General features: G+C 68.4%; 14 protein-coding genes. 4 read left to right on the forward strand and 10 right to left on the reverse strand.

Annotated elements, in window-relative coordinates:
* Positions 1-8 precede the first annotated feature (8 nt).
* On the forward strand, positions 9-857 hold the full coding sequence (locus J7D54_RS06020; protein WP_220486461.1) for an acyl-CoA thioesterase II: 849 nt from the start codon (positions 9-11) through the stop codon (positions 855-857).
* Positions 858-920: 63 nt separating this feature from the next.
* Here the strand turns inward: J7D54_RS06020 and J7D54_RS06025 are convergent, their stop codons facing one another.
* Complete coding sequence (locus tag J7D54_RS06025) at positions 921-1,853, reverse strand: RNA polymerase sigma factor RpoD/SigA (protein WP_182764901.1); 933 nt, start codon at positions 1,851-1,853, stop codon at positions 921-923.
* Positions 1,854-2,071: 218 nt separating this feature from the next.
* Between J7D54_RS06025 and J7D54_RS06030 the strand changes: the two genes are divergently transcribed.
* The gene (locus J7D54_RS06030; RefSeq protein ID WP_182764925.1) at positions 2,072-3,436 is read left to right on the forward strand and encodes an RNA polymerase sigma factor; all 1,365 of its coding nucleotides are present in this window, start codon (positions 2,072-2,074) and stop codon (positions 3,434-3,436) included.
* A 57-nt stretch (positions 3,437-3,493) separates the two neighbouring features.
* Here the strand turns inward: J7D54_RS06030 and J7D54_RS06035 are convergent, their stop codons facing one another.
* From J7D54_RS06035 to J7D54_RS06045, 3 genes are all read right to left on the reverse strand, one after another.
* On the reverse strand, positions 3,494-4,483 hold the full coding sequence (locus tag J7D54_RS06035; protein WP_182764900.1) for a hypothetical protein: 990 nt from the start codon (positions 4,481-4,483) through the stop codon (positions 3,494-3,496).
* A gap of 75 nt (positions 4,484-4,558) precedes the next feature.
* Complete coding sequence (locus tag J7D54_RS06040; RefSeq protein WP_182764899.1) at positions 4,559-5,302, reverse strand: glutamine amidotransferase; 744 nt, start codon at positions 5,300-5,302, stop codon at positions 4,559-4,561.
* Positions 5,299-6,441 carry a YbdK family carboxylate-amine ligase gene (locus J7D54_RS06045; RefSeq protein ID WP_182764898.1) on the reverse strand — a complete coding sequence of 381 codons (1,143 nt, stop codon included), beginning with the start codon at positions 6,439-6,441 and terminating at the stop codon, positions 5,299-5,301. The genes J7D54_RS06040 and J7D54_RS06045 overlap by 4 nt, the downstream gene beginning before the upstream one ends.
* 111 nt (positions 6,442-6,552) lie before the next feature.
* On the opposite strand from J7D54_RS06045, the gene J7D54_RS06050 reads away from it, so the two are divergent.
* Entirely contained in the window at positions 6,553-7,746 is a 1,194-nt protein-coding gene (locus J7D54_RS06050) for an amino acid aminotransferase (RefSeq protein ID WP_182764897.1), read from the forward strand.
* A gap of 6 nt (positions 7,747-7,752) precedes the next feature.
* Here J7D54_RS06050 and recD read toward each other — a convergent pair whose 3' ends face one another.
* Genes recD through J7D54_RS06065 form a run of 3 tightly spaced genes read right to left on the reverse strand, consistent with a single transcriptional unit; the run spans position 7,753 to position 15,603 of the window.
* Positions 7,753-9,498 carry an exodeoxyribonuclease V subunit alpha gene (gene recD, locus J7D54_RS06055; protein ID WP_182764896.1) on the reverse strand — a complete coding sequence of 582 codons (1,746 nt, stop codon included), beginning with the start codon at positions 9,496-9,498 and terminating at the stop codon, positions 7,753-7,755.
* A complete protein-coding gene (locus J7D54_RS06060; RefSeq protein ID WP_182764895.1) occupies positions 9,491-12,601 on the reverse strand; it encodes a UvrD-helicase domain-containing protein in 3,111 nt (1,036 codons plus the stop codon). Before J7D54_RS06060 ends, recD begins: the two co-directional genes overlap by 8 nt.
* The gene (locus tag J7D54_RS06065; protein WP_182764894.1) at positions 12,598-15,603 is read right to left on the reverse strand and encodes an exodeoxyribonuclease V subunit gamma; all 3,006 of its coding nucleotides are present in this window, start codon (positions 15,601-15,603) and stop codon (positions 12,598-12,600) included. Before J7D54_RS06065 ends, J7D54_RS06060 begins: the two co-directional genes overlap by 4 nt.
* On the opposite strand from J7D54_RS06065, the gene J7D54_RS06070 reads away from it, so the two are divergent.
* Positions 15,602-17,692, forward strand: a complete 2,091-nt coding sequence (locus J7D54_RS06070) for an ATP-dependent DNA helicase UvrD2 (protein WP_370585881.1) — start codon at positions 15,602-15,604, stop codon at positions 17,690-17,692. The two genes, J7D54_RS06065 and J7D54_RS06070, sit on opposite strands and share 2 nt — an antisense overlap.
* On the opposite strand, the gene J7D54_RS06075 is transcribed toward J7D54_RS06070, so the two are convergent.
* From J7D54_RS06075 to J7D54_RS06085, 3 genes are all read right to left on the reverse strand, one after another.
* Complete coding sequence (locus tag J7D54_RS06075) at positions 17,680-18,204, reverse strand: hypothetical protein (protein WP_182764893.1); 525 nt, start codon at positions 18,202-18,204, stop codon at positions 17,680-17,682. The two genes, J7D54_RS06070 and J7D54_RS06075, sit on opposite strands and share 13 nt — an antisense overlap.
* Before the next feature lie 185 nt (positions 18,205-18,389).
* Positions 18,390-18,551: a DUF5679 domain-containing protein gene (locus J7D54_RS06080; protein ID WP_182764892.1), complete on the reverse strand. Its 162-nt coding sequence runs from the start codon at positions 18,549-18,551 to the stop codon at positions 18,390-18,392.
* 200 nt (positions 18,552-18,751) lie between these two features.
* Entirely contained in the window at positions 18,752-20,089 is a 1,338-nt protein-coding gene (locus J7D54_RS06085; protein ID WP_182764891.1) for a zinc-dependent metalloprotease, read from the reverse strand.
* Positions 20,090-20,151 lie beyond the last annotated feature (62 nt).

The raw sequence follows: 20,151 nt of genomic DNA on the forward strand, positions 1-20,151 counted from the left end.
GTGGCACGATGGAACCCGTGCCTAAAGACGTCGCTGAACTCATAGCCCTGTTCGATCTCACAGAGACCGGGCAGTCGAGTTTCCGCGGGCCGCACCCCCAGACCTATCTTCAGCGGCTCTTCGGGGGGCAGGTGCTCGGCCAGACCCTGGTGGCGGCCGCCCGCACCGTCCCACCCAGCCGGCGGATCCACTCCTTGAACGCCTACTTCCTGCGCCCGGGGGCCAACGACGCCCCACTCGACTTCGACGTCGAACTGGTGCGCGACGGGAACACGTTCAGCAACCGCCGTGTCGTGACCCGGCAGGGCGATCGGGAGATCTTCATGATGACGGCCTCGTTCCAGGAGCCTGAGGACGGCCTGGACCATTCGGCCTCCCCACCTCACGATGTCGCCGTGCCTGACGCCAGCCCGCCGCTGCGCGAGGTGCTCGAGCGCCGCTTCGGGGCGCCGTTCATGCTCCTGGCCGAATGGGACGCCCTGGACGTGCGGCTGGCCGCGCGGCCGGACCGCACGGATTCCGGTGGCTCCATGAAGGCATGGGTACGCACCCGCCAGCCCATGCCCGACGACCCGGTGCTGCATGCGGCGGTGCTGGCCTACCTGAGTGACATCACGCTGCTCAGCGTCACCACCGTCCCCCACGAGGTGGAGTTCCTGTCGCCGCAGATGCAGGCGGCCTCCATCGACCACGTGATGTGGTTCCACCGCCCCGTGCGGGTGGATGAATGGCTGCTGTACGACATGCTCTCGCCTTCGGCCTCACACGCTCGCGGGTTCGCCACCGGCAGGCTGTTCCAGGACGGTCAGGCGGTGGCCAGTTGCGCCCAGGAGGGTCTCATCCGGGTCGTGAAATAGGACACGGCCCGTGCCCTGGGGGAAAGGCACAGACCGTGTCCGGTTCAGAGGTGACCTGCTCGGTCAGGCGGCGATACCGTGCGATTCACGCATCGTCGCCAACGCGGCACGCTCGATCTGGCGCACGCGCTCGGCGGTGATGCCCCAGTGGCTGCCGATGTCTGCCAGCTTGGCCTGGCGGCCGTCCAGCAGCCCGTAGCGGCGGCGGACCACGTCCTGCGAACGCTCGTCGAGGTCTGAGAGCATCCCTTCGAGGCGCGCGCGCTCTTCAGCGTCGAGCACCATCTCGTCGGGGCCGGGGGCCGTCTCGCGGGCGATCAGATCGCCCAGTGCGGTGTCGCCGTCAGCCTCGACGGGGGCGTCGAGCGAGACGTGGTCGCGGGAGTAGCGCAGGAGGTCCACGATGCGGCTCTCCTCGAGGCCCAGTTCTGCGGCGATCTCAGTGATCTCAGGATCCCGGCCGAGTTCCCGCTCAAGGTTGCGACGCGTGGCCGAGACCTGGTTGACCTGTTCGGCGACGTGCACAGGGAGGCGGACGATGCGGCTCTGCTGGGCGATGCCGCGAGAGATGGCCTGGCGTACCCACCAGGTGGCGTACGTCGAGAACTTGAAGCCCTTGGCGTAGTCGAATTTCTCGACGGCCCGGATCAAGCCGGTGTTGCCCTCCTGCACGAGGTCGAGCAACGGCATCTGGGCGCGGCCGTAGCGGCGTGCCACGGAGACCACGAGCCTCAGGTTGGCCTTCACGAAACGCTGGACGGTGCGTTCACCCTCCGCGGCGAGTTCGATCAGTTCGTCCTCGGTGGCCTCGACCGTGGTGTCGATCTCACCGTCCAGGATTTTCTGCGCGTAGAGCCCGGCCTCGATGGCGCGGGCAAGTTCAACCTCTTCCACAGCGGAGAGCAGGGGAGTCTTGGCAATTGCGTCGAGGTACAGGCCAACGGAGTCCTTGCCCTCGATACCTTCGGTGCTTCGCATGCGCGCAATACGATTCATATTCTTCAGACCTTTCGCCAGTCGTCACCCATATCAACGAAAGCGGCGCGGAGTTGGTTCCATCGGTTTTGCGTGGGGAACAGAAATCATCCTCAAGTACCAGTGGATCCCTGAGGCCGCTACGGGTCGGTTCCCCCGATTGGTTTGAAGGGGAACATCCACCGTGCAAGAATGGACGGTGCGTCACCCTTGACTGAGGCGGGGCGGCGCATGCGCAAATTGCAGTCGACGGCCTCGAGAGGACCACAGTGACCGAGAACGCTGAAGGCACCGGCAAGACACCCCGTACCCGCCGGAGCACGAAGAGCGCCGCCGCTGAGGAAACGCCCGCCGTGAAGCGGACGACCACACGTAAGCCTGCCGCAGCCAAGCCTGCTGCCACCAAGACGACGGCCACCCGCCGCGCCTCCGCGGCGAAGTCCTCCAAGAAGGAGCCCACCATTGCGGAGGCCTCCACCGGCGAGGTCGAGGTTCAGTTCCAGCGAGATGGAGACGACGTGGTGCTCACCGTGGGCGGAAAGAAGCGCACGCTCGACGACGTGGACGAAGCGACCTTCAACGAGGTCGAAGTGGCCAAGGACGAGAAGGAACTCGTCGAGGAGGAGCAGGGCTTCGCCCTCTCGGATTCCGACGACGCGGACGAACCCGAACAGCAGGTCGTCTCCGCCGGAGCCACCGCGGATCCCGTCAAGGACTACCTCAAGCAGATCGGCAAGGTGGCGCTGCTCAACGCCGTCCAGGAAGTTGAACTCGCCAAGCGGATCGAGGCCGGCCTCTTCGCCGAGGAGCAGCTCTCGTCGGACACCCCGCCCCCCACGAGCCAGGACGTCGAAGACTTCCAGTGGATCGCCGAGGACGGCCGCCGCGCCAAGAACCACCTCCTGGAGGCCAACCTCCGCCTGGTGGTGTCGCTGGCCAAGCGTTACACCGGCCGCGGAATGCTCTTCCTCGACCTGATCCAGGAGGGCAACCTCGGCCTGATCCGCGCGGTGGAGAAGTTCGATTACACCAAGGGCTACAAGTTCTCCACCTACGCCACGTGGTGGATCAAGCAGGCCATCACGCGCGCCATGGCAGACCAGGCCCGCACCATCCGTATCCCGGTGCACATGGTGGAGGTCATCAACAAGCTCGCCCGTGTCCAGCGTCAGATGCTGCAGGACCTGGGCCGCGAACCAACCCCCGAAGAGCTCGCCGTCGAACTGGACATGACGCCGGAGAAGGTTGTCGAGGTCCAGAAGTACGGGCGTGAGCCCATCTCACTGCACACCCCGCTCGGCGAGGACGGCGACTCCGAGTTCGGCGACCTCATCGAGGACTCCGAAGCCATCGTCCCGGCGGACGCGGTCAATTTCACGCTGCTGCAGGAGCAGCTCAACGACGTCCTCGACACGCTCAGCGAGCGCGAGGCGGGCGTCGTCCAGATGCGCTTCGGCCTCACCGACGGGCAGCCCAAGACCCTCGACGAGATCGGCAAGGTCTATGGCGTGACGCGTGAGCGCATCCGCCAGATCGAGTCCAAGACCATGTCGAAGCTGCGCCACCCGTCGCGCTCGCAGGTGCTGCGCGACTACCTAGACTGACCGCAGGCAAAAACAAGAAGGCCACCCGGAGGGGGTGGCCTTCTTGCGTGAGCGGGGTCAGTTGAAGCGGACCATGTTGTTGAGGATCTCCTTCTCCACCCAGACGTAGCGGCCGCCCCGGTTCTCGACGACGTCTGCGCTGGCGTAGGTGCGGCAGCCGTTGCGGCCGGTGAGTGCGGTGTCGCACTCGGTGCGCCAGGTGCGGCCGCCGTCGGTCCACGTGTACCTGCCGCCCACCACGCCGTTGGCGGCGAGCGGGTTATTCTTCCAGATAGAGCGGGCGGTGGCCTTGTACGTCAGGTTGTTGAAGGCCCAGCCGTTCACCTGCACGAAGCGGCCGCGGTCGTCGTCATCGCCGTCATCCCACTTGACGATGGTGGCGTGGATCTCGGTGCGGCACCGCTCAGTGGCGGAGTACGGCTCGCAGACCGTGCGCCAGCGGCGGCCGTTGACCAGGTGCTCACCGGGCGTGATGTAGATGTCGACGGCGGGCCCGCTCGGGGCGGGGCTCGGAGCGGGAGCGGCCCCGGTGAGACCGCGGCACTGGTCTTCTGCCGACCCCTTCACGACATTGCCTGCGCCGGTGGGGGCGGAGAGGTTCTCCTTGCATTGCAGGTTGCCGTCAATGGCGTTGCTATTCACGCTGATGGCAGCGCGGTTCTCGAAGAGTTGCACGTCCCCACCCACCCGGGCGCCGTTGATCGTGACGGCGCCGGTGGCGTACTTGACCTGGATGTTGCCGTTCACGCGCGCACCGGAACGCACCACGACGGAGACCGGCGACTTGCTCTCGGCCTGCACGCTCCCATCGACGTAGCCACCGTTGATGGTGACGGAGCTGCCGGCGCCCAGGATGACATTGCCCTGGGTGGTCACGTTCGTGAGGGTGCAGGAGGAGCCACCGGGGACGATGATGTTGTTGTCGCCCACATTCCGGGCGGAGAGGGTGCCGGTGCAGGTGACGTCGGCGGCGGCCGTCTGGGCGGTGGCCGCCAAGCCGGTGAGGGCGAGAGCGGCTGATGCTGCCACGCTCAGGAGTCGCTTCATCGGGGTTCCTTTCGTCGGTCGGCGTTGATCGCCGTGGGAACCACTCAACCGGGCGTCACTGAAGCGCGGATGGGTTCAGGATGAGAGATCTCTCATCCTCGCAATCGCGACGAAGTTGGTCAGCATCCGGTGCACCGCGGGTGTCGGTTGTGTGGCGAGCGCGTAGCGGACCAGCGTCTCGGTTTCGGCGGGCTCGAAGTAGCCGGCGTCACGGTAGATCCTGATCCGGTCTGCGAGGCCCCGGGAATCGAGCTCGGGATGGAATTGCGTGGCGTAGACATTGCGCCCCACCCGGAACGCCTGCACGGGGCACGCGGTGCCGGTGGCGAGCAGGGTGGCGCTGGGTGGGAGCCTTCTGCAGGCTTCCTTGTGACCCACGAAGGCTTCGAACTGACCAGGGACCCCGTCGAAGATCGGGTCCTTGCGCCCCTCCGACGTGACCGTGGCGATCGTGGTGCCCACCGGCTCGCCGAACGTGCGGTCCACCACTCCCCCCAACCGGTCCGTGAGGGTGCCGACGCCGTAACACAGCCCGACGAACGGGAAGTCGCGCTCGACCACTTCGTCGATGATCCCGTTGAGGTCGGCCTCGACGCGCCGCTGCAGCGGCGACTTCTCGGTGTCGCTCGCGTTGAAGGGCCCTCCGCCGAGGAAGATCCCTGCGTAATCCTCGAGATCCAGCTGGGGGAGGGGCTCATTCTCCACCCGCAGCTGGACGAGGTCTGCGTCGGCCAGCGCGGAGAGCCGCACCACCGCCTCGCGCTCACCCTCCGCCGCGTCGTCCTCCGGCCGGGTGCTGAGCAGCAGAAACGGTTTCACGTGGCCTCCTTGAAGTGCGGCTTCCCCGCGCGCAGTTCGTCGACGATGCATCTGGTGACGGCACGCATGTCGCCATCGGTCGCCGCGGCCACCCGGCGCTGCCGGAGGTAGCCGGGTCCCTTCTCGACGAGTTCCCGGACATGCTCGAACTGGGCGTGACAGCCCAGATCCTCCGCGACGGGCCCCAACTTGTCGAGCCAGTAGAGGATCCCGTCGCTGGCGTGGATGATGTGCTCGTCCTTGCGGACGCTGATGATGTCTGCCGAGAGCCCGTAACGGGCAGCCCGCCACTTGTTCTCACGCATGAACCAGTGGGGGAGCCTGTCGAGGACCTCGCCGCTGGCCAGGATGCGTGACATCCGTTCGACGAGCGTCTGGCTGAGAGCCGCCAACGCCCCGATCTCCATCAGCGTGGGTACCGAATCCATGATGCGGTTCTCGACGGTGCCCCACTGCGAGGGACGCACATCCCACCGGATCTCGGAGGGATTCTGGATCATGCCCGCCCCCTCGAGTTGGGACGCGAAGGTTTCGAGTTCCTTCCAGTCGGCCATGTGGTAGGGCAGACCGTTGGTGGGCAACTGCTGGAAGACCATGGTGCGCTGCGAGGCGAACTTCGTATCCTCCCCCTGCCAGAACGGCGAGGAAGCAGACAGCGCGATGAAGTAGGGGGTGAAGCGCGACAGGCCGTAGACGATGGGGAGCGCCTTGTCCTTCTTGTCGATGCCGACGTGGATGTGGAGGCCGTTGATGGCCATCTGCTGACCCCACCAGCCGTTTCGGTCTGTCACGCGGCGGTACTGCGGCTTCTCATAGGGCCTTTGGTCGGCAGGGTTGCCGAACGGGTGGGCACCGGCCCCCAGCAGTGTCATGCCGCGGGGTTCGAGGACGGAGAGTGCCCAATCACGCAGATGCTCCATCTCCGCCACGGCAGAGGCCACCGTCGGGTGGACGCCGGTGACGAACTCCACCATGGATTGCAGATACTCACCTCGGATGGGGCCGTCGACGGGGTCGTCGACCTTCTCCAGCAGCAGCGGAGCGCCGGGCACCTGCTCGTAGGTGGTGCTGTCGACAATGGCGAGTTCCCACTCGATGCCGATGGTGGACTGCTTCGACTGGCCGAATTTGATCTTCATCGGGCCTCCCCGGACGGTTATGCGCAGATTAGTCTACGGCGGTGGATTGGCTCGGGTCGTTTCGCGCATCAGCGTTAGGCTTGGGGGCGCGCCAAGAAAGAGAGGTCTCCCATGTCGTTGTTCGATGCCGTTGAACTCGCCCCCGCAGATCCCATCCTCGGACTGACCGAGGCCTACAACGCCGACAGCAAGCCTGACAAGGTGAACCTGGGCGTGGGCGTCTACCTCAACGAGCACGGCAAGCTGCCGCTCCTGGAGTGTGTGCGCATCGCCGAACAGCGCCTCGCGGAGGAGGGCAAGCCCAAGGCCTACCTCCCCATCGACGGCATGCCCGCCTACCGCGACGCCGTACGGGAACTCGTCTTCGGCACCGATTCCGCCGCGCTGGCGGAGGAGCGCGTCGTGACCGTGGAGTCGCTGGGCGGCACCGGAGCGCTGAAGGTGGGCGCGGACCTGCTGAAGCAGATGAGCCCCTCGGCCACCGTGCTGCTGTCGGACCCCAGCTGGGAGAACCACCGCGCACTGTTCACCCGCGCCGGGTTCCGCGTCGACACGTATCGCTACTACGACGCCGAGGCCAAAGGCCTCAACTTCGACGGGATGCTCGCAGACCTCCGGTTGGCCGACGCCGGCACCATCGTGGTGCTGCACGCCTGCTGCCACAACCCGACCGGATACGACCTCGTCGAGGAACAGTGGGATCAGGTCATCGAGGTGCTGCGTGAGCGCAACCTCGTGCCGTTCCTGGACATGGCGTACCAGGGCTTCGGGTTCGGCCTGGAGCGCGACGGCGCCGTCGTCGGCCGCTTCGTCGACGCGGGGTTGGAGTTCTTCTTGTCCACCTCGTTCTCCAAGTCGCTCAGCCTGTACGGCGAGCGCGTCGGCTCGCTGTCGATCGTGACCGCTGACGCCGACGCAGCCAAGCGGACGCTGTCGCAGGTCAAGATCTGCATCCGCACCAACTACTCGAACCCCGCCACCCACGGCGCCGCCATCGTCGCGGCGGTGTTGTCGGATCCCGCGCTCCGCGCCAAGTGGGACGAGGAACTCGGCGAGATGCGTGAACGGATCAAGCGCCTGCGTCAGGACCTGGTTCAGCAACTCGAAGCACGCGGCATCACGGACATGGGGTTCATCGCCGAGCAGATCGGCATGTTCAGCTACTCGGGTCTCACCAAGCAGCAAATGGTCGCGATGCGCGAAGATCACGGCGTCTACGGCACCGATTCCGGCCGGATGTGCGTGGCGGCGTTGAACGAGGGCAACCTCGGCAAGGTTGCTGACGCGATCGCCGCGGTGCGCTGAGCCCCGTCACCCCGTAGTGCGGGCGAGGCCGCTGGCCCGGCGGGCGGGTGTTTCCACCGCCGTGGCCAGCGCCTCCCACGAGCCGTACAGCGTGACCCGTTCCTGCGCCCTGGTGACAGCCGTGTAGAGCAGCTCCCTCGTCAGCAGGGGAGAGCCCGGCGGGGGCAGCACCACCGACACCTCAGCGAACTGGCTGCCCTGCGACTTGTGGATGGTCATCGCGTGCAGATCCGCCGCGTCGTCGAGGAGCGACGGCGCCACCCTCAGCGCCGCCTCCGGCAGGTCCACCACCGCCACGAGCCCGCCGTCGTCCTGCACGACCACAGCGGTGTCGCCGTTGCTGAACAGGTCTGTGTTGCGCTGGATGAGGAGCGGCTGACCCACATAGGGACGCGAGTCGAAGCCGTACTCCTCCAACTGGGTGGCCAGCCAGGTGCGCACGGAACGGGCCCAGTGGGACACCCCGAACGGGCCCTCACGGTGGCCGCAGAGGATCCGGTGGCGCTCCAGCGCACGGTTCGCGACGGTGCCCTCGCCCTTCCTGGCTGCCGCCTGCACCAGCGTCGCCGTGGCCAGCGCGTCGTGCCGGACCTCCGTCAGCGTCGCCGGGTCTGCCGAACCGCTGAACTCGACGAAACGCAGGGACTCAGACTCCTCAACGAGGTGGCGCGCCCGGGCAGAGTCGCCGGTGAGGATGGCCTCCGCAAGCTCGTTGATGTCCGCCCTTGAGCGGTAGTTGTGCACCAGCCGGACGATGGCGCCGCCCGGTGCGGTGACCAGATCTGGGGCACGCTCGATGTCTGCCAGCACGGCGCCGGCTTCCACGGAGCGCAACTGGTGCGGGTCTCCCAGCATCACCAGCCGGGTGGTGGGCGCCACTGCCTCCAGGAGCGACGTCATGAGCTCGAGGGACACCATGGAGGTCTCGTCGACGACCACCAGATCATAAGGAACCGGATTCTGGGCGTTGAACTCCATCTGGGAAGTACGGGGCCGGGCGCCGAGCAGCTTGTGGATGGTGCCACCCCACAGCCTGCCGTGCCCCTGCCCCTGCTCGCGGACCGCCTGCTGGAGCCGGGCGGCGGCCTTGCCTGTGGGCGCCACGAGCGCGATCCGGGGGGATTGCGGCGCCAGGGCGTGCAGGATGCGCGAAACGATGGTGGTCTTGCCCGTGCCGGGGCCGCCGGTGATCACTGTGGTGCCGTGGTTGAGGGCCGCGAGAACCGCCGCATTCTGGTGCACGTCGGCCTCCTGCTCCGTGCCGTCGGGACGGGGCAACGGGATGGGAGCCTCCGAGTGCGATGCGAGGGCAGGCTGGGAGCTCCGGCGTTGCAGGATCTGTTCCAACTTGCGTTCCTGCCGCCAGTATCGGTCCAGGTAGAGCAACGTGCCGTCCAACCGGAAGGGCCGGTTCTCTTCGCCCTCGGCGTCGGCGACCGCTGCGGAGCAGGCCACCGACTCGAGCCAGTGCTCGTGGTCAGGCCAGGGGAGGGCGACTGCCTCCTCGGTGTCGCCGTCGGAGTCGTCGTCCGACTCGGGACGCAGGTCCGTGGCCGCCGTCGCCAGGTCGAGGCACACCGAACCGAGGCGCAGCTCGCGGGCGGCCAGTGCGAACGCCAGGAGCACCTGCGGTTCGGCTTCGCCGCTGAGTGCCCCCAGCCGCTTGGCCAGGTGGAAGTCGATCAACCCCAGCCAACCGGCCTCGCAGAAGGTGCGCAGCAGGCCGGTGGCGGCGACGGGAACCTCACGCATGGGCACCTCCGAGCAGATCAGACACGGCGATGACCAGGTCTGCAGGTGGGAACCAGCCGAAGACCCCGCAGGAGGCGCCGTCGACCACCGGAGTGTCCGGCCCTGCCATGCCGCGGACGAACAGGTAGCCCACGCCGCCCAGGTGGGTGTGGGGGGAATAGCCGGGGAGGCGTTGACCGAGGTAGCGGTGGAGGGCGGCGCAGTACAGGATGGCCTGGAGCGGGTAGTGGGCCTGCATCATGGCCTCCGCCATGGCGGGCCGCGTGTAGTGGCCCAGGGTCAACTCGTCGCCAGCCGTGGGTGCGAGCCGGTTGGTCTTGTAGTCCACGACGACGAACCTGTCTTCGAGTTGGAGGACACCGTCGATGGATCCGGTGAGGAACCCGTTGAGCACGGCGCCCGCGGCTTCCGAAGTGGCCAGCCTCTCCGGGTAGGCCGCCAGCGGGTCTTCAGGAGCCAGGTGCCCGGCCATCAACGTGGCCAGTTCACGCAGCGTCGCGGGGGTGCCCCCATCTGCCAGAGGAAGGTCGAAGTCGAGCTCTGGGAGCCGCTTGGCCAGCGGAACGTCCGTCAGTGCGGCTGGCGACAGGGGCAGCAGCGGGGTGCGGCACAACTGCACGAGCGACGCCGCCAGTTGCGCGGACTGCTGCTGATCGAGGTTGTGCGCAGGGCCCATGACGCGGAGGAGTTCCGCAGCGTGGGGCTCCAGCCGACCGGGGGTCCAGTCCAGGAGTTCGAGCACTTCATGCACCAACGTGCCGAAGGCCGCACCCGCCGGAAGCCCAGACATGGGCGACGGCGTGCTGAGCGCCGGGTCCGACGCCGCTGGCGGGGCCACGTCGAGCTCAACGGCTTCATCCGTGATGACGCGCACCGCCGTCTCGTGCAGACCCTGGGTGAGACCCGAGTACGACGTGCGGCGCCACGTCTGGTCGATGCTGCGGCGCAACCTCGCCGCCGTCAGCGTGGCGTTCGGCGGGGCAGGGGTCGCCACGCGGCCGGGATGCGCCGGATCCAGCGGGGTGGTCAGGATGCGTCCGGTGCCGATGGCGGGCAGCCGGGTGAGGAGCGCGTCCAACGGGCTGTCGGAACGGGCGCCCTTGGGCTTGGCGATGTGCCACGCGATGGCGAGATGCTCGGCGCGCGTGAACCCGACGTACAGGAGACGCAACTCTTCGTCGCGGTGCTGCGCCTGGAGATCCCTGGTGATCTCGTCGTTCCACTGCGGCTTGGGGCCGATGTACAGGTGGCGGCGACCCTGTTCGACGATGCTGAAGGGCCGGTGCCGCTGGGCCTGGGCGCCTCCGGTCTCCGGCAGCAGCACGATGGGGAACTCGAGACCCTTCGCGGCATGCATCGTCATCACCCGGATGGCCGGCTCGTCGGTGGCCACCCTCAACGAATCCGACTCGTCGTCCGGGATGCCGCGCGCCTCGCCGAGGGCGATCAACGCACTCAACGTGGTTTCTCCGGCCGCGTCGAACAGTTCGGCCAGATGGGCCACGTCTGCCAACAGCCTGTCGCCGTCCGGTTCTCCCAGCAGCCGGCTGTCGAGGGCGGTGTGCGTGCGCAGGTGGGTGCGGACGGCGGCCACCCCACCGTCGCGCCAGCGCTGCGCGAGTTCCCGCACCAGGGTGCTCACGCGGGCGGCCTCTTCAGGACGGTCCGAGAGGAGCTCCGTCAGCGGCGAGCCGATCAGCGGCGTCATGGCGGCGAGCCTGATGTGGGCCTGGGTGGGGTCATCCATCGCCCGGAAGAGGGTGATCCAGTGCCTGTTGGCGGGCTGGGACCATACCGACTGGGTGCCGGTGAGCACTGCGGGGTGGCCCGCGTCCCCGAGCGCGGTGCGGATGGCCCTGCCGCGGGCCGTGGTGCGCACCAGGATGGCGATGTCCGCCGGTTCGAAGCCCCGGGTCAGGATCTGGCGCACCTGCCGGATGACGTCGTGCTCGATGGCGCTGTCCACCGCGATGTCGCCGAGCTGGTCCGAGACTGCGGTTCGGAGCCAGAGGCGGGCGTGGGCCGGCAGTTGATCATGCCGGGGGCCGTGGTGCGCGCCCACCGGGGTCACCGTCACGGTCTCCTCGCCGAGCGTGGTGGTGCCGAACAGCTCGACCACCCCCTCCACCAACGGCCGGTCCGTGCGGTAGTTGGTGCCGAGGCTGGCCAACTCAGCGTGGCCGCGGGCGGCGAGGTAGCTGCCCAGGTCTGCGCCCCGGAACCCGTAGATGGACTGCTTGGGGTCACCGATCAGAATGGTGGGCCGGTCCGGGCCCACGAAAGCGGACTTCAGGATGGCCCACTGGTCCGGGTCTGTGTCCTGGAACTCGTCCACGAGGACCACCCGGAAACGGCGCCGCAGTTCCGAGGCGACGGCGGCCCCGGTCACGGCGTCTGAGAGGAGACAACGCAGCCGGGTGGTGACGTCGTCGAAGGAGCAGAGGCCGAGGACGGCCTTGCGGCCGGCATACAGCTCACGCACAGCCTTTGCGTAGTCGAAGTACGGCCCGGACGTGGGCAGCAGCGGCAGGCTCTTGGTGCAGACGGCCTCTCCGATGAGGAGCGCCTGCTGCGCTGTGATGGGCGGTGTCTCCTCGTCGCGGTAGAGCTGCAGGTAGATGTCCGTGGCGCATTCGCGGGCGAGGTCCACCGGGTCTGCGCCCACCGTCTCAGCCGGGTCCCAGTCTCCGAGGATGCCGAGCTCGAGGAGCATGGACTGACAGAAGGAGTGGGTGGTCAGGATGGTGGCTTCGTTGAAGCGGGCGACGGCGGCCGCCAGACGTGAGCGGTGGAGCGCCGCATCCTCCGTGCTCAGGAGGCGGGCGACCGGATCTTCGGCGGGCTCTCCGGAGAGCGGCAGCCCGGCGGCGATGCGGTCCATGTCGGCGATGACCTGCTGCAGGCGGGCGAACACCCTGCTACGCATCTCGCCGGCCGCGTGGTTGCCGAAGGTGATCAGGAGCAGATCAGCGACGTCCAGCCCCTCCTCCGCCAGGTAGCGGGCCGTGAGCGCGGCGATGGTGTACGTCTTCCCGGTACCCGCGCTGGCCTCCAGCAGAACGGTGCCGGTGGGCAGGGGTGCGGTGATGTCGAAGGTGGTCACGACCAGCCTTTCGCGAGCGGGGCGTACAGCTCCCAGGCCCAGGCCTGGAACGGGCTGGTCTGCCCGTTGACCGGGTCTCCCGGGAGCAACTCGTCTGTGAGGAGTTCGCGCACGTCGTCCGCGTGGAACAGCGGCCAGGCCTCGCCGGGCTTCGCCCACTTGGACTTCCAGTGGCCGACGGGACCACCCCAGTCTGCAGCCCGGAACTTGCCGGCGGCGACCTCCCGGGCGTAGGTGAGGGCGGGCCCGCAGGGGACAACGATGAGGCGGTGCTGGCCCTGCGCGTAGGCGCCGACCAGGGTGGTGAGGTGGGTGAGCGCATCCTCGGCGGTGGGCGGATCAACCTGGGTGGCCTCCGCCGCTATGGCGTACCGGGTGGCCTGAGTCTTGACGAACCGGTGGAATCTGGCGGGGGCTGCGATCCCCTGGGCGGCCAGGGCAAGGCTGTTCAGCCACGGCCGCAGGATGTTGTGGTCGCCCCTGCTGGGCGTGGCGACGAGCGCGAAGCCGCTGCGGGTGCACACCTCGTCGACCACCCTGACCGTGCCGGCGCCACCGAGATCCAGTTCGAGGTTGACCGCGTGCCGGGCGACGGGACCGGACCATTCGCCCCATGCGCTCTTCCACAGGAGCACGGCCTCCGCCTTCGCGGCCTGGAACAGCGCGTCGCCGATGCGCTGGGGCGGAAGCTCTTCGCGTTGGCGGAAGTAGCTCTCGACCGATTCGAGCGTCGTGCCGCTCTTCCAGGAATCCACCAGCGCGTTGACGACCTGCCACTTCTCGAGACCCCCGGACTCCAGCGGCATCTCGTCCGTCACCTGTGGCTCCGCGTAGAGAGTGATGCCACCGGCGGAGCGAAGGAAGCTCTTCGCCGGGTCCAGAAGGAACCGCTCCAGCTGCGAGAGGGTGAGCTGGGCCGGGGCAGGGCCCATCTGCCGGGAGCGGGCCTCTGTTCGGCGGCGGGCGGTGATGGTCAGCGACCGTGCGCCACTGGCGCGCCGGGCCTCGGCCCCTCCGAGGGCCGGGAGATCGAAGCTGGGCCGGCTGAGGAAATTGGCCTCCGACGTGGCTGTGGGTGGGTGCGTGAGCGTTGCGGTGGACCCGCCGAGCTGTTCCAGCAGCCAGCTGACCGCCACCGGCTTGGCCGTGCTGCGGTTGGTGCGCTGCGAGGAGGCCTGCCTGACGATCAGGAGCTTCTCCGCGGAGCGGGCATGGGTGAGCAGTTGACGCAGACGCCTGGTGCGCACGTCCGGCGCGTGACCCCCGAGGTCGACGGAATCCGGCAGGACACCGCCGCGGCCGGGCACCACGTCGTCTGTGACGCCCAGCATGGCGAGCACCCGGAATTCGACGTGTTGCAGTTCACCCAGGGGGATCACCTGGAGCGTGCCGTTGCCCGCTGCTACGCGGGCGCGGGGCGGTCGGGCAGCGTCTTCGAGGAGGTGGGCGAACTCGTGCGGCGTCAGCTCGGTGGGGTTGCCCTGATGGTCCGACTCGAAGCGGGCGAGCACCGCCAGCGCGTGGAGCAGTTGCCATTCATCCGTGCGGGGGAGCCCGACCAGCGAGCCGAGAGCGTCCCTGGATCGCGCCACCCACTCCGGGACCGTGGCCGGCGACGCAGTGGCAGCGACGATCCGCCGGAGGCGCGCCAACACCTCCACGAGGGCGCCCACGACAGACAGATCTGAGGCGGTGACCGCGTCGGACCCGGACAGGCCGAGTCCAACGTCGGAGCCGGGAGCGACGGCGAGACCGATGAGGAGCCTGTCGATACCCCGCACCCACGTGTTCTGTTCGACGCCGGACAGGTCGAACACGGCACGGTGTTCGGCGTCCAGACCCCAGCGGATGCCAGCCCCGGCGATCAGTTCGACCACGGCGCGGCGCTCCGTCAGACGCCAGCGGTGCGCGATGGGAGGGCTGAGGAGCAGCGTCACGATCTGCGTGGCGGTGGCCCTGGACCTGCCCAGGCGCAGCAAGGAGACGAGGAGGGTGAGGACGGGGTTGGCGTCCAGCGAGCCGATGGGCTGCACCCGGAGCGTGCGGCCGGGATGGGCCTTGTCGTCGACGGCGGCGAAGGCCGAATCCAGCAGCGCGGAGTAGCGCTCCGGCCGTGGGCAGAGGATGGCCACCTCCCTGGGTTCGAGAGAGGGGTCCTCCGCGAAGGCGCGCGTGAGCTCGTCGCGCAGCACCTCCACCTGCCTGGCCTCACCGTGGGAATCGTGGACGGAGACCATGGGTGGGGCAGCGGCTCCGCCCGGGAGCGATTCCAGAGCGTCTGCGAGCTCAGTGGCCCAGCCGTCGCCGGGTGAACCCGTGGGTTGCAGGATGGTGAGCCCGGGGCCGTCGCCCAGGGCGCTCATGGCCTGCAGTTGCGGCCTGGTCAGGTCGTCCACCGCGATCACGAAGGTGGGCACTGTGTCGGCACGGGCCGCCTCGATGATCTTCTGGAGCGTGACGAGCGGGTCCAACTCCAGCGCGTCGGTCACGGCGCGGAACAGCGCGGGCTGCCAGGACAACGCGTCCGGGATGGCGGCCCCGCCGAGGCCCGTGTCCGACCCGGCAGTCCAGCTGGCCAGGAGCTGGGGCGTGTGGTCCAGATAGCCGCGCAGCAGGCGCGCGATGCGGATGGCGGTGGCCCGACGCCGCCCGGGGCGCGTGTCATCTGGGGCGAGGGCACGTGCCACCAGCGGGTGCTGCACCTGGGCGAGGGCGTCTGCCACCGCCAGATCCAGCGGGGTGCCCAGCCAGCGGGAACGGTTGCGTTCTTCGCCGGCCTGCTGGGCCAGTTGCCGCATGAGGTCTGCGGGGGAGAGGTAGCTGATGCCTGCCGAGATGCCCAGGCGGGCCGCCACCTCCTGGCCGAGGACGCGACCCGTGGCCCGGGTGGAAACCACGACGCGCAGGGTGAGGAAAGGATCTGTTGCCGCCGCCGAGATTTCCCGTGCGAGATGGTCCACCAGGGTTGCCCACCGGGCTCCTCTCAGCAGTCTCACCGTCATGGCGTTCACCCTACTGGTGGCTCCCGACAATTCCGTTTTGTCCGCCCGGGACGGTATGAATGACGCCGTGAGCAACCACATCCTCGACGCCCTTGATCCCGAGCAGCGCACCGTCGCGACCCTGCTGGATTCACCGGTGGTGGTGCTCGCCGGCGCTGGCACCGGCAAGACCCGCGCCATCACGCATCGCATCGCGCACGCGGTGAGCGAGGGCCGCTATTCGCCCACGGCCACGCTCGCAGTCACGTTCACCACCCGGGCTGCCGGCGAGATGCGCTCCCGTCTGGCGGGGCTGGGGGTCAGGGGTGCGCAGGCGCGCACCATCCACTCGGCCGCGCTGCGGCAGTGCCAGTTCTTCTGGCCGCAGGCCTACGGTGTCGCCTTCCCCTCCGTCGCACAGAACACGTTCGGTCTGGTGGCGCGCGCCGCCCACCAGGTGTTGGGCAGCTCGGACACGGCGCTGGTGCGAGACCTCGACGCGGAGATCAGCTGGGCCAAGACCAGCAATGTCGCCCCGGCGCAGTACGTGGACATGGCAGAGGGGCGTTCCGTCAACGGCGCCGCCCCGTCCCAGGTGGCCAACGTGATGACGCTGTACGAGAAGGCCAAGCTCACCGAGGGCACCGTCGATTTCAACGACATCCTGCTGTGCAACGCCGTGCTCCTCAGCGAGCATGCGGAGATCGCAGAGACCATCCGCGCCACTTACCGCCACTTCGTCGTGGACGAGTACCAGGACGTCTCCGCGCTGCAGCACCGCCTCATCCAGTTGTGGGTGGACGGCAGGCCGGACGTGTGCGTGGTGGGCGACGCCAACCAGGCCATCCACTCCTTCGCGGGTGCCGATGCCGGCTACCTGCTCCGGTTCGCCGATGAGTACCCCTCCGCCCGGACGGTGCGGCTCGTGCGCAACTACCGGTCCAGCCCGGAGGTGGTGGCGTCGGCCAACAAGATCCTCCGGGTGAGCGGCGGCGCGCCCGGGGCGCTCAAGGCCACCAGGGACACCGGGCCGGCGCCGTCGTTCCAGGCGGCACCGGATGAGGCGACTGAGGCGGCCGATGTCGCCGATTGGCTGAAGGTCCGCCATGGCGCCGGCACGAGGTGGTCCGAGATGGCGGTGCTGTACCGCATCAACGCCCAGTCGCCCTCACTGGAAGCGGCACTCACCGAACGTGGCATCCCCTACACGGTGCGCGGCACCGAGCGGTTCTACGACCGCGCGGAGGTTCGCCAGGCCATCGTGGAGTTCGGTCGCTCCTCCCAGCGCGACGAGGAAGCCCAGCCCGGCGTGATCATTGACGCCGTTCTGCGCGGGCTGGGATGGAAGCCCGAGGCCCCGTCCGGCCAGGGCAAGCAGCGCGAGCGGTGGGAGTCGTTGACGGCGCTGCGCGCGATGGTGGCGGAGGAGACGGGCAAGCGGGAGGACTGGTCCGGGGCGGATGCCGCCACCTGGTTGCAGGAAAGGGCCAGTTGGCAGGCCGCACCGGTGGCGGATGCCGTCACACTCTCCACACTGCACGCAGCGAAGGGGCTCGAGTGGGACGCCGTGGCCATCGTCGGAGTCCGCGAGGGGATGATCCCGTTCGTGTTGGCCCAGGAGGAACCTGCGCTGTCAGAGGAACGTCGCCTGCTCTACGTGGGGTTCACCCGCGCGCGGCGCGACCTGCGCATCAGTTGGGCGGCGTCGAGGGGCAAGGCCACCCGCTCCCGCTTCATCGCAGACCAGGTGAGCGGCCCGGTGGAAACGATCCCCGCGCGCAAGACCACCTCCGCGCGCTCCCGCACCTGCCGGGTGTGCGGCAACCCGCTCCACACGGCGGCGGAGCGGAAACTGAACCGTCACACCGACTGCGAGGTGTCCTACGACGAGGGCCTGTTCGAGGCGTTGCGCACCTGGCGCAAGCAGGTGGCGGAGGAGACGCGGATGCCGGCATTCGTGATCTTCACCGACGCGACGCTGCAGGCCATCGCCGAAGCGGCACCCACCAGCCCTGCCCAATTGTTGAAGCTGCCGGGAATCGGCCAGTCCAAGCTCAGCAAGTACGGCGAGGGTGCCCTGACCATCGTGCGCCAGCATCAGGAATCGTGACAGCCTCGGGTGCGGCAGTCGGCGCGCCAGGGCCAGGTGAAGAGGCTGAGACCCGGCTCGTCGATGTTCCACATCCACGTGGAGCCCATCAGGTCTGTCGTGCCGTGCCGCAGCAGTGCCAGAGCCTGCAGGGCGGTCCATGCAGAAGCCCAGGCTGTCAATTCCGTCAGCGCTCCCCGTTCGGATGGTGTGCGCTCCGCAGAGGACAGGCAGGCGGGGCAGGGGCCGAAGCCAGGTGCGACGTATGGCCCCACGGCGGCGCCCCTCGCGTGCCACCACACATGCAGGGCCCCTGTCTCGGCGCCGTAGATCTCTGACTCGAGAACCGGATGGCGGCCCGGCGGCCAGGTGAGGATCGCCAGCGCGGACGCGGACGTGGTACCGGGCGACCGGTGGGCCGCCTTAGGGGTGACGGTCCTGGTGAACAGGCCCGCGCGCTGGAGCCCGGCGGCGATCGGAGCTGTACGGGTGGGCGACCCGAGGACGGTGAGGACGGGGGTGCTGAAGGTCATGGGGGACACTCTGGTGGCCGGCAGCGGCCATTACCGTGGCGTCGCTGCCGACGGACAACACCGGGGAGGGAACGGACAACACCTGGACCCGGTCGGACAACACCTGGGCGCCGGCGGAGAACACCCTGGGGAAAAGCTACGGGGCGGCAGCGTCACGCTGCCGCCCCGTCAAGCTGTGTTCGGGCTCAGGCCTTGCCGAGGATGCGGTTCAGGTTGGTGCCACACACCGGGCACTTGCCCTTGGCCATCTTGGTGCCCTTGGCGTTGACGACGACCTCGCCCTTCGCGTCGCGCTTGTCCTTGCACTTGACGCAGTAGAAAGAGCCTTCCCAGGTCTCTGCAGCCATGAATTTCCTCCTTGTTTGGGGCGCTGATGGGTTCAGCAACCCTGATCACTCTAGCGGGGCGACAAGCTCTGTTGGTATGACACACCGCGCCTGTAGAAGCGGAATCCCGGGTTCGTGATCCGCCTTCCCCTGCGAATTCGACCCCGGGACTCCTGTGCTGAGTTAACCGTGCCCCGGTGAGCCCCGTCAAGGAGCATTTGTCAGCGCGGGGAGTCCCCGCCCAGCAACTTGCGCAATTCCGCGTCCATCTCGTCCTCCTCCGGCTCTGCGTGAGCGGTGCCGGCCGTGAAGGACAGCGGGTCCTCCAGATGCGCCCGCGTGGGCAGCAGATCGGGGTGGCCCCAGACCGCGTCGCGCCCGTCGACGCCCCGTGCATGTTCGACGGCGGCCCACAGGTTCTTCGCGTCCCGGACGAGCCGGGGGCGGAGATCCAGGCCCAGCAGTTCGGTGAAGACACCGGTGACGGGCGTGGCGGAACCGCGACGTCGGTGCAACACCTCTTCCAATTGCGGCGCGTTCGGCATCCAGGGCGCGGCGGCGCGTCCGGCCACGTGGTCCACCCACCCCTCGACCAGCGCGAGCAGGACCTCGAGCCGCTCCAGGATCTCCACCTGGGTGGACGTGCTGGCCGGCTGGAAGAAGGAACCGCGGACCTGTTCGCCCACCGCCACCATGTCCTCCATGGTCAGCTGCTCCAGGCTTTCCGGCCGCAGGGATTCCGCGATGGCGTCGAAGTCGATCGTGATCTCCCGCGCGTAGTGCGCGAGCAGCGCGCTGAGCTGGGGCGACAGCCAGCCGACGGCGTGGAAGAGCCGCTGCCTTGCCGCCTCACGGAGCAGCAGGTACAGCGTCACGTCGGTGTCGCTGGCGTCGAGGTCCTGGGTGAACTGGGCGACGTTGACGGGCACCATGACCACGTCGTTGGAGCCCAGCAGGTTGAAGCCGATCTCGGTGCCGGTGAGGATGTCGCCGGCCACCCGGGCCAGTTCCCGCTTCAGGCGGTCGCGGTAGATCAAGGAGGCCGACTGCTTCATCATGGGGCCCATCATCTGGGCGAGCGGCTGGAGCTCCTCGTCCTGCTCCGCACCACTCCCGCGGCGCAGGGCGTCTGCCAGACCGTCAATGATGGGATCTATCACCGCACGCCAGCCGTCACCGGTCTCGTCCAGCCACGCGCCCTTGGTCAGCGCCCGGGCGGGGCGGCCCGTCTCGAAGAAGGTGGTGACGGGGGAGAGCCAGTTCTGGGCGAGCCGCTCCGCGTCGACGATGGCGGAGCGCTCCTCCGACCGCAGCTCCGGGTCCCCGCCCGCCTCCGCGGCGAGGTGCTTGGCCGCGGTGAGGGTGGTGCGCCACGCCGCGTCCGGATCGCGGTCCGCGGCGGTCATGCCGAACATGAAGCCACCTCCCGAGGCCTGCATCTTCTGAACGTGCGCCACCAGATCCTCAAGATTCAGGTTGTCGGCATCACCCAGCCCGAGTTGCTCCAGCATCTTGCGCAGCTGCTCGAAGTCGAAAGGACCGAACGAGGGGTTGGACATCAGTTTCCTCCTGTGCACCGATACAGGCCATTGTTCCGCATGGGGCAAGCGCCGCGCGACCG

It is taken from the genome of Tessaracoccus sp. MC1865 (assembly GCF_017815535.1).
Classification (GTDB): Bacteria; Actinomycetota; Actinomycetes; order Propionibacteriales; family Propionibacteriaceae; genus Arachnia.